Below are 10,132 nucleotides of genomic sequence, written 5' to 3' on the forward strand. Positions count from 1 at the left end.
GGAAAAAGGCTGCTGTTTCCTGATCAAATACATCAAAGTCTGTATGCCCGACCGGATCTTTACCCATCAGATTCACAAACTGTTTATTGCAGAAAACATAAATGCCATTACGGTCTTTATAGAAAATAATGTCCGGAATTGAGTCGAGGATATTTTTGATAAGTTCAGTGCGGTCATCCAGTTGCTGATCACTGAATTTGCGCCGGCGAATCTCCGACCAGATAAATAATCCGATTGAGGTAAAAAATACCGTTACTGACAACAGCAATAAAAAGAGATTGCGATAGTTCTGCCAGAAGCCCGGCGGCTCATGAACAAAAGTAGTTTTTTGCGGAAAGTCATCATGATCAAAACCTGCCCGGGCAGCCAGTTCGGCATCGATCAGAGTCAGATTGGCAGGGTGCCAGTCTACCGCTATACGGTCCGGATTTTCTCCGGCCAGAATCCGTAATGCCATATCTGCAGCCTGCCCGGCACTGTCTGTCATATCGGTTACGACACCGCCCAACAGGCCATCACCAATACCAAAAGGCGACAGCGACCAGAGTGGTGAGCCGGAATGGTTGCTGATAAACAGATTGGATTTTTGCAGGGGTTTAACCTGTTTATCGGCATCCTGATAAGCCGACAGCAGCAATAAGGGTTCGCCGCGCAGTTCAGACAGCTCATCCGCCAGCTGCTGCCAGCTCAGCGTTGCCAGCGAGTGTACGACCAGCTTCTGACTCAGGCTGTCTGCCGCCTGCTGCAACTGCAACAAACGTTGCGCGCTGCGTGGCAGGCCATCATTGATAACGTGTAATTGCTGGAATCCCGGATAGAGGTAGCGCATCAGCGCCATAAATTCGTAGACAGGCAGCGCATCGTAGATGCCGGTATAACCGCCCTGACTCTGTACATGACGGATCAGTTCGCTGTCGCTGACACCGAGAAAAACCACCGGCGCCTGTCCCACGACCTCACGCCCTTCCGCAGCAACCAGTTTTAAAGCTCCGTCACCGGCAACAATCACCAGATCGTAACGCTCTCCCTGCTGCTGCTTGGCACGTAAGAGTTGTGCATAGGCGTGGAAGTATTCCTCCGTCGCCTGCAGATCGGAGTCCATAAATTCAACATGCAGGGTTATATCATGCCGGGGATTACGGTTAAGTGCATGCTGAACCGTGTTAACAATGTTGTCGGCAGCAGGAAATAACGGCTCATACGATAACAGCAGCAGAACCTGAGCCGGAACAGATCGCCCGGCAGAATCAGACTCTGCAGCAAAAACAGAAAACAGAGGGAGCATAAGCAGCAACAGCAGATGCCGGCAGATCATCATTGTCTTGCCCCCTCTGTTAACAAATACCTGAGACCCGGGACATCACTGTCCGCAGTGTCAGCGTCAGGCGATTTCGGCTTCGTTGCCGCGCTGTTCCAGCCAGCTCTTACGGTCACCCGCACGCTTCTTGGCCAGCAACATGTCCATCATTTCGTTGGTGCCATCACCCGGCTCCAGACCCAGTTGCACCAGACGACGGGTGTTCGGGTCCATCGTGGTTTCGCGCAGCTGCAGCGGGTTCATTTCACCCAGACCTTTAAAGCGCTGTACGTTCACTTTACCGCGTTTGTTTTCCGCTTTGATACGCTCCAGTACGCCCTGCTTCTCACCTTCATCAAGGGCGTAGTAAACGTCTTTGCCGATATCGATACGATACAACGGCGGCATAGCGACATACACATGCCCTTCGGCCACCAGCTTGCGGAAGTGGCGGACAAACAGCGCACACAACAGAGTAGCAATATGCAGGCCGTCGGAGTCGGCATCGGCGAGAATACAGATCTTGCCATAACGCAGGCCGGATAAATCATCCGAGCCCGGATCAATGCCCAGTGCGACCGCAATATCGTGTACTTCCTGCGACGCCAGAATCTCGTTGGAGTCTACTTCCCAGGTGTTCAGGATTTTACCGCGCAGCGGCATGATGGCCTGAAACTCACGGTCGCGGGCCTGTTTGGCCGAACCGCCGGCCGAGTCCCCTTCCACCAGAAAGAGCTCGGTACGCTCGCCGTCCTGACCGGTACAGTCGGCCAGCTTGCCGGGCAGCGCCGGGCCCTGGGTAATCTTCTTACGGGCAACGGTCTTGGATTTACGCAGCCGCGTCTGAGCACTGTAAATCGCCATTTCCGCCAGCTGTTCCGCTTCGCCGGTATGCTCGTTCAGCCACAGAGCGAAAGCATCTTTCACCACACCGGAAATAAAGGCCGATGCCTCACGCGACGACAGACGCTCTTTGGTCTGGCCGGCAAACTGCGGATCAGCAAGCTTGGCCGACAGCACGTAAGAGCAACGCTCCCACAGATCGTCCGGAGTCAGTTTGATGCCGCGTGGCAGCAGGTTACGGAATTCACAGAACTCGCGCAGCGCATCCAGCAGACCGGAGCGGAAACCATTCACGTGGGTACCGCCCTGAGCGGTAGGAATCAGGTTAACGTAGCTTTCCTGCAGCAGTTCGCCGCCTTCCGGCTGCCAGTGTACAGCCCAGTCAACGCCTTCGGTGGTGCCGGTCATGGAACCGACAAACGGCTCGGCCGGCAGCACTTCGTAACCGGTGCTGTGAACTTTCAGATAATCTTTCAGGCCGTCTTCGTAATACCACTCGGCACTGTCTTCGGCGTTCGGCGCATTGAATTTAATACGCAGGCCCGGACACAAAACCGCTTTGGCGCGCAGCACGTGTTTTAAACGCGGCACCGAAAAACGCGGAGAATCGAAATACTTAGGGTCCGGCAGGAAACGTACACTGGTGCCGGTTTTCTTCTTCGCACAGGTTTCCACCACCTGCAGGTCGAGAGCTTTGTAACCATCTTTGAAGCCAATGCGGTGTACCTGGCCATCACGCCAGATGGTGACTTCCAGCACCTGCGACAGAGCGTTAACCACCGACACACCCACACCGTGCAGACCGCCGGAGAACTGATAATTGTCGTTGGAGAACTTACCACCGGCATGCAGCTGGCTGAGAATCAGCTCAACCCCGGAGACGCCATGCTCAGGGTGAATATCGGTTGGCATACCACGGCCATCATCAAGCACGGTCATAGAACCGTCGCCGTGCAGCGTGACTTCAATGGTCGTGGCGTGTCCGGCCAGCGCCTCATCCACCGAGTTATCGATCACTTCCTGTGCCAGGTGGTTAGGACGGGTGGTATCGGTGTACATGCCCGGACGTTTACGTACCGGGTCCAGGCCGCTTAAAACCTCAATCGACGACGCTGTATATTGCTTAGACATTCAAACCTCTGGCTGCCAGCGGAAATCCATAATCAACGGCGGAGTATAACGGGAAGGCAGTGGGAAGTCAGAGGGGCACTTCTAATAATTCAGCAATGAAAACGGGCAGCAAAGGCCAGCAGCATCGGCATGCGTTCGATAAAGCGCTCAAAACTGTGGTTGCCACCGCCTTCCAGCCAGGCCGGACTGTTGCGGTACAGCTCTGCGGCCAGACGGTAATCGAGGGTTTCGTCGCCTGTCTGCAACAGCAGTAACAGTCGTTCAGGGTGCTGAATCTGCGCACAATCGAGCGCCCGTAACTGCCCGATATGCTCATGGGTCAGCTCATGCACTTCGCCGCTGTAGTAATGGGTGTTTGGCCCCAGATAATGTTCAAACAGATCGAACGGCCGTACCGCCGGATTCACCAGCACCGCCGGCACACCTTCGGTTTCGGCCAGATGGGTAGCGTAAAACCCACCAAGCGAACTGCCGATGATATACACCTGAGCGAAGTCTTGCCGCAGCCGCTTAAGCTCAGCACGGGCCAGTTCAATGGCATCGGCCGGTGCAAACGGCAGCGTCGGTATAACCAGTTGTTGCGGTGTCAGATGGGTTTCATAAAAACGCAGGAGTTGCTGCGCTTTCAGGGATTGCGGGGAACTGAGAAAGCCGTGCAGATACAGACAGCCAATAGAGGGAGAATACAATCAGTAGCCTTTTACCGAGTAATCGATTTCAAATTCAATGCCCTCAACACGGCTGACGCCGGTATCGATTGAGCCATCGGCATGCAGATCCAGCCAGCGGTAACCGGGCGCCAGAGTATCCACCGAGAACTCTTCGGACTTCGGCGTAAACTGCACGCAGGTTGAAGGCGTAGACATATAACGCACGCCATCAATCATCTGGTCGCTTTCCTGATGTACATGCCCCCAGAGCACACAGCGCACATTACTGTGACGACGGATAACGGCCAGCACCTCATCGGCATTTTTCACACCGATGCGGTCAATCCAGCGGCTGCCCATCGGCAGTGGGTGATGATGAAAGCTGACCAGAGAATGCAGATCGGGACGTTCACTCAGGGCGCGCTCAAGCAACTCCAGCTGATCCGGAGCCAGACGGCCATATACAGAACCTTCGACCTGTGAGTTCAGCAGAATCAGCTGCCAGTGTTTACTGCGTACGATGCGCTGCAGGTGTTCTGTGTCTTCGGCGACTTCCTGCATGCTGGCGGGTACATCATGATTGCCTTCAAACCAGAAGACCGGGCAGGCAAAGGGCTGCAGAGCATTATGCAGATGCTGATAAGCGCGTACGCTGCCATCCTGAGCCAGATCGCCGGTGACAATAATAGTATCGATGTCGGGACGTTCCTGACGCACAATATCAAGCACACAGTGCATGCTGTGCAGCGTTTTCATACCGAGCAAATGACCCTCTTCGGGGCCATTCAGGTGGGTGTCGGTAATCTGTACCAGCCGCAGCGTATTTTCCGTATCCAGTGAATACAAACTGCACCCCTGTCCCTAGTTGTTTTTGTCAGTTTCCAACTTTATCGGCAAATGCGCAAATCAACCGGAATGAAGTTCACAATAAACCTTCATCTGACAGGTAATATGCGGTCCGCAAGCACGATAGGCTGAATGGTCTGACCGTATTTTAAACAGTGATCCAGCCATTCCGCCAGAAAACGATTCAGTTGCACTTTTTCGTCCGGCATACGCATCGCCGGATTGGGGTAAGTATAGCGGCCATCGAAGCGCTGCTGATTCTGATAACTGAGCACCTCAGCCATACTGGCATCGTGATACAGCCGCACCTGCATCGACAGTGGCTGTAACCATTCCGGGCTGATGCCTTCCTGCATTACCGACACCATGGTGGTGTAACGGTGATCTTCATCCACACACAGCCGAACCCGCGCACTGTGGCGGTCATTACTGAGCTGGAAAACGCGTTCCTCCCCGACTTCTGCACCTGCCAGAAGCTTGAGCAAGCGCAGGTAGTTGGCTTCACACAGTGCCGCCATTTCCTGCAGATCGGGAACATAACGCTGACGTTTTTTAAGCAATCACTTTCTCCTTTCCTCTGCCCATCTTCTGAACCTTTGTTCAAGCTCAGCGCAGCCTAGCGAATCCGTTCAGGCGCCGCCAGTATCAGAATAAATGAGGCTAACACGGCGCCTGACTATTACTTTTTCTGCAACAGCTGCTGATGATGTATATGCAGCCACTGCAGGGCAATGATGGTCGCAGCGTTATTAATACGGCCGCTTTCCACCGCCGCATAAGCTTCAGCAGTGCTCATTTCAGCCAGGCGGATATCTTCATTTTCATCCGCCAGACCATGCACACCACCGACGCCTTCACTGTCGATCAGCGCGCAATACAGCTGCACCCGCTCACTGGTGCCACCCGGTGAAACCCAGTAATTACAGATGGGTAACAGCTCGTTAAAGCTGCAGCCGGCCTCTTCTTCTGTTTCACGCTGCGCCACCTCAGCATAGCTCTCACCCGGCTCGACCATACCGGCGACCAGTTCCAGCAGCCACGGCGAGTGCTCATCGGCCAGCGCACCAATACGGAACTGTTCCGTCAGCACCACACAATCACGTTGTGGATCAAACAGCAGCACACAGACGGCTTCGCCACGCTCGAACAGTTCACGCTCAAAATAACCGCTCCAGCCGCCGGCAAACATGCGGTGACGCAGGCGGATTTTCTCAATGCGGAAAAATCCTTTGAAGGCCACGTCACGCGCTGCAATTTCAACGTCGTCGCGGCCATACTGCAATGGCTTTTGCGCCATACTTGACCTACCTATATTACTGAATAAGAATATTGCCTGTTTGTACTGCAACAGCACACAGAGCTATTGCACGCTGTGTTCTTATTTATGGAACAATCAGCATCATTTTTAACCGATTTTTTCTGTTAGAATCCTTCGGACCAAACGAATTCATACCCGCTGCGAAAGGCACCCCTATGAAAAAACTGCTCTCTCTGACGATTGCACTGTTAGCATCCGGCGCTGCAAATGCGGCGGACCTTAGCACCATCTACCAGCAGGCGGCCAGCAACGACGCGGAAATCGCCGCTGCCCGTGCGATCCGTGAAGCCAACAGCTACAACGTTACTATTGCCCGCGGTGCCCTGCTGCCCCAGGCTCAGATTTCTTACAGCCAGACCAGCATCAGCTCAGAAGCCGATTCCATTGATCTGGTGAGCGGTGGCTATGTCAAAACCGATAAAGATTATGACCTCAGCAGCCTGGAAGTCAGCGCTTCCCAGACCCTGTTTAATCTGAACAGCTGGTACACCTATCAGGCCGCGGTCAGTGGCGATGATGCGGCCGGTCTGCAGCTGCAACTGGCGGAACAGCAACTGCTGTTACGCACCGCTCAGGCGTATTTCAACGTTCTGCGTGCCCAGGACAACCTGTCCACCGCTCAGGCAGAAGAGAAAGCCGTAAAACGCTCTCTGGAACAAACCAAGCAACGCTTTGAAGTGGGCCTGATTGCCATCACTGACGTTCACGAAGCTCAGGCCGGTTACGATCTGTCTTACGTAAACCTGCTGGGTCAGGAAGCGGCGCTGGATATCAGCTACGAAGCTCTGGAGCAGCTTACCGGCCAGCGCTTTGAAGATGTATCGCCGCTGAAAGCCGATGTTGCGATGGAAATGCCACAGCCAGCGAACGCGGCTGACTGGGTACAGTCTGGCCTGGATAAGTACGCCGGTGTCCTGATCGCCGAAGCGAGCAAAGACGGTGTTCGTCTGCAGCGTAATGCCGCGCGCTCCAACCACCTGCCAAGCGTCAGTCTGTTCGGTAGCTACACCGATGCCGATCAGGCACCTTTTGTTGGTGATGATCCGACCGACAGCACGGTTACGGCTATCGGCGTGAAGATCTCAATGCCACTGCTGGCCGGTGGTTCGCTCTATGGTCAGAGCAAACAGTCTGCCCTGAACTACGCAGCGGCCGATTATCAGCTGGAAAAACAACGCCGCGATGTTAAACAGAATATCCGCAGCCTGTTCCGTCAGGTACAGACCGATACGCTGAATATCAAAGCCCGTAAGCAGGCGATCACCTCCGCCCAGAGTGCTCTGGAAGCCACTCAGACCGGCTACAAAGTAGGTACCCGTAACATCGTTGAAGTACTGAACGCACAGAAAAACCTGTTCAGCGCCCAGCGTGACTACGCCAACGCCCGTTACGATTACATCATTAATCTGCTGAGCCTGAAGTTCTACGCCGGCACCCTGAACGAAGGCGATATCCAGACGCTGAACAGCTGGCTGGCCAGCGCTTAATTCTGCGTATTCCGCCCAATAAAAAACCCGCCACGGCGGGTTTTTTATTGGCTGTTGTCAGCTCAGCTTACAGTTTCAGGTGCGCGCTACAGAGTTCGGTCAGGCGCTTCACCGCACCGCGGTTGGCATCGACTGCGGCCTGACCGGCAGCGCCCATACGGCTGCGCAGGTCGGCATCGCTCAGATAATTCTGTAGTTGCTCCAGCAACTCATCCGCCTGATCGCTGACCAGTGCCAGCGCGCCGGCATTCTGCAGATTATCGACGATCACCGCGAAGTTCATATGGTGCGGGCCAATCAGGGTGGCTTTACCCAGCGCTGCCGGTTCAATCGGATTATGTCCGCCGTGGGCAATCAGGCTGCCACCAACCAGCACCAGATCGGCGGCGGCTAACAGCTGCAGCATCTCGCCCATGGTGTCGGCCACGTAAACCTGCGTTTGCTCAGAGGCACTGCCGCTGCTGCGGCGCTGCACCCGCAAGCCACGGCTGCGTACTGCATTGGTTACGGCTTCAAAGCGCTCCGGATGACGCGGAATCAGCAACAGCAACAACTGCGGACAAGCCGCCAGCAGTCGCGGATACAGATCGAGCAGCAACTCATCTTCACCGGCATGGCTGGAGGCCAGCGCCAGCACCGGACGCTCAGCCCCCCACTGCTCACGCAACGCCGCTCCCTGTGCCTGTACCATTGGCGGCACATCCATATCGAATTTCACACTGCCGGTTACCTCAAGCCGCTCTGGCGGCAGGCCGAGGTCGAGAAAGCGCCGGCCATCGGCAGCATTCTGCACCGCCACCGTAGTCAGGCGCTGCAGCATCGGTTGGGTCAGTGCGGCAAATTTTTCATAACCACGGGCTGATTTTTCTGACAGCCGGGCATTGGCCAGCATCACCGGAATGCGCCGCTGCTCGCAGCAGGCCAGCAGGTTAGGCCAGAGTTCAGTTTCCATCACCACCAGCAAACCGGGACGCAGGGCATTGAGAAAGTTACGCCAGAACCAAGGCAGGTCGTAAGGCAGATACATATGGTAAACACCGGCACCAAACAGACGCTGCACCTGCTCCGACCCCGTTGGGGTTGTGGTGGTAACGATCACCGGAACATTCGGATGGCGTACCTGAAAGGACTTAACCAGAGGTGCCGCCGCCAGGGTTTCGCCTACCGATACTGCATGTATCCATAACCCATTGGCCGGCGGACGATGCGGCAGAATACCGAAGCGCTCACGCAGACGCTGGCGATATCCCGGATTCAGCCGGCCACGCCACCACAAACGCAATACCAGTACAGGCAGTAAGAAAGCGTACAACAGAGAATAAAAAAAACGCGCCACAGAACTCCCGCCGTTAACCCGGATCAAAGCGCGGCATCATACCACAGGCTGATGATGCGGCAGTGGCTGGCGCAATTTGAAACATAAAAACACGGCCCCGACCGTGTGCACGGAGTAGCACACCGCTGCCGGGCTCTATGTTAAACTCCTCCGCTCATTTTTCTGACAGCTGCAGACGTGTAAAACACTATGGATGTAACCGTTCCCGATTTTCACCAGGCCCGCGTACTGGTGTTTGGCGATGTAATGCTCGACCGCTACTGGCAGGGCCCGACATCACGTATCTCGCCGGAGGCACCGGTTCCCGTAGTAAAGATTCAGGATGTGGAAAACCGCGCCGGCGGTGCCGGTAACGTTGCCCTGAACATTGCCACCTTAGGCGCCGGTGTCGATCTGCTGGGTATTACCGGTAACGACGAAAACGGCAAAGCGCTGGCCGCCATGCTCGAACTGGCCAATGTGAACTGCAGCTTCCTTGAACACCCGAGTCACCCGACCATCACCAAATTACGGATTATGAGCCGCCACCAGCAGCTGATCCGCCTCGACTTTGAAGAAGCCTTCGACGCTACCGATCTCAGCAATCTGTACGCCGACTTCAGTCAGCGTCTGGCCGCCGCCAACGTCGTGATTCTGTCCGACTACGGCAAAGGCGCACTGAGCAATCCGCAGGGCCTGATTAACGCCGCGCGGAAAATTTCTGTCCCGGTTCTGGTCGATCCCAAGGGCACCGATTTTGAGCGCTATCGCGGCGCTACCCTGATCACGCCGAATCTGAGCGAGTTTGAGGCCGTGGTCGGCCCTGCCGCCGACGATGACACCCTGGTTACCAAGGCCCGGAAACTGATCAGTGATTACGACCTGCAGGCCATTCTGGTGACCCGCAGCGAAAAAGGCATGACCCTGGTACAGCGCGAACAGGAACCTTTCCACCTGCCGGCGCGGGCACGTGAGGTTTACGATGTCACCGGTGCCGGCGACACCGTAATCTCCGTACTGGCCGCCGCGCTGGCCGCCGGCCAACCGCTGGAAAAAGCCACCGTACTGGCCAATACCGCTGCCGGTATCGTGGTCGGCAAGCTGGGTACTGCCACGGTAACCACGGAAGAATTGCGCCGCGACCTGCGCAGCGAAAACCGTCTTGGTGCCGGTATCTTCGACGAAGACAGCCTGCAATTACTGGTAGAGGAAGCCCGCAGTCGTGGCGAAACCCTGGTGATGACC

At 55.5% G+C, this 10,132-nt stretch carries 9 protein-coding genes; 2 read left to right on the forward strand and 7 right to left on the reverse strand.

All coding sequences use genetic code 11. From position 1 onward, the window contains the following. The 6 genes from B3P58_RS14990 to nudF all read right to left on the reverse strand — a co-directional run. On the reverse strand, positions 1-1,318 hold a 1,318-nt coding region (locus tag B3P58_RS14990), incomplete at its 3' end, for an ABC transporter substrate-binding protein (RefSeq protein WP_286718777.1). 63 nt (positions 1,319-1,381) lie between these two features. After that, positions 1,382-3,271, reverse strand: a complete 1,890-nt coding sequence (parE, locus tag B3P58_RS14995) for a DNA topoisomerase IV subunit B (protein ID WP_230331038.1) — start codon at positions 3,269-3,271, stop codon at positions 1,382-1,384. Positions 3,272-3,360: 89 nt separating this feature from the next. Beyond that, positions 3,361-3,960 carry a YqiA/YcfP family alpha/beta fold hydrolase gene (locus B3P58_RS15000; protein WP_230331037.1) on the reverse strand — a complete coding sequence of 200 codons (600 nt, stop codon included), beginning with the start codon at positions 3,958-3,960 and terminating at the stop codon, positions 3,361-3,363. Beyond that, on the reverse strand, positions 3,961-4,767 hold the full coding sequence (gene cpdA, locus B3P58_RS15005; RefSeq protein ID WP_145467739.1) for a 3',5'-cyclic-AMP phosphodiesterase: 807 nt from the start codon (positions 4,765-4,767) through the stop codon (positions 3,961-3,963). Positions 4,768-4,856: 89 nt separating this feature from the next. Beyond that, the gene (locus tag B3P58_RS15010; protein WP_230331036.1) at positions 4,857-5,327 is read right to left on the reverse strand and encodes a DUF1249 domain-containing protein; all 471 of its coding nucleotides are present in this window, start codon (positions 5,325-5,327) and stop codon (positions 4,857-4,859) included. A gap of 119 nt (positions 5,328-5,446) precedes the next feature. Continuing rightward, positions 5,447-6,064: an ADP-ribose diphosphatase gene (gene nudF, locus B3P58_RS15015; protein WP_230331035.1), complete on the reverse strand. Its 618-nt coding sequence runs from the start codon at positions 6,062-6,064 to the stop codon at positions 5,447-5,449. Positions 6,065-6,240: 176 nt separating this feature from the next. On the opposite strand from nudF, the gene B3P58_RS15020 reads away from it, so the two are divergent. Then, positions 6,241-7,572, forward strand: a complete 1,332-nt coding sequence (locus tag B3P58_RS15020) for a TolC family outer membrane protein (protein WP_230331034.1) — start codon at positions 6,241-6,243, stop codon at positions 7,570-7,572. Positions 7,573-7,639: 67 nt separating this feature from the next. On the opposite strand, the gene waaA is transcribed toward B3P58_RS15020, so the two are convergent. Further along, positions 7,640-8,908 (reverse strand): lipid IV(A) 3-deoxy-D-manno-octulosonic acid transferase, encoded by a 1,269-nt coding sequence (waaA, locus tag B3P58_RS15025; protein WP_230331033.1) that lies wholly within the window; start codon positions 8,906-8,908, stop codon positions 7,640-7,642. A 189-nt stretch (positions 8,909-9,097) separates the two neighbouring features. On the opposite strand from waaA, the gene hldE reads away from it, so the two are divergent. Further along, positions 9,098-10,132: bifunctional D-glycero-beta-D-manno-heptose-7-phosphate kinase/D-glycero-beta-D-manno-heptose 1-phosphate adenylyltransferase HldE (hldE, locus tag B3P58_RS15030; RefSeq protein ID WP_286718784.1), on the forward strand; the 1,035-nt coding region annotated here is incomplete at its 3' end.

It is taken from the genome of Thalassolituus sp. UBA2009, assembly GCF_002335285.1.
GTDB lineage: Bacteria > Pseudomonadota > Gammaproteobacteria > Pseudomonadales > Oceanobacteraceae > Venatoribacter > Venatoribacter alkanivorans.

What these genes read in the sequence shown, in the direction of transcription:
- parE (WP_230331038.1), bottom strand. Translation starts at nt 3,271, where the DNA reads ATGTCTAAGCAATATACAGCGTCGTCGATTGAGGTTTTAAGCGGCCTG.
- nudF (WP_230331035.1), bottom strand. Translation starts at nt 6,064, where the DNA reads ATGGCGCAAAAGCCATTGCAGTATGGCCGCGACGACGTTGAAATTGCA.
- B3P58_RS15020 (WP_230331034.1), top strand. Translation starts at nt 6,241, where the DNA reads ATGAAAAAACTGCTCTCTCTGACGATTGCACTGTTAGCATCCGGCGCT.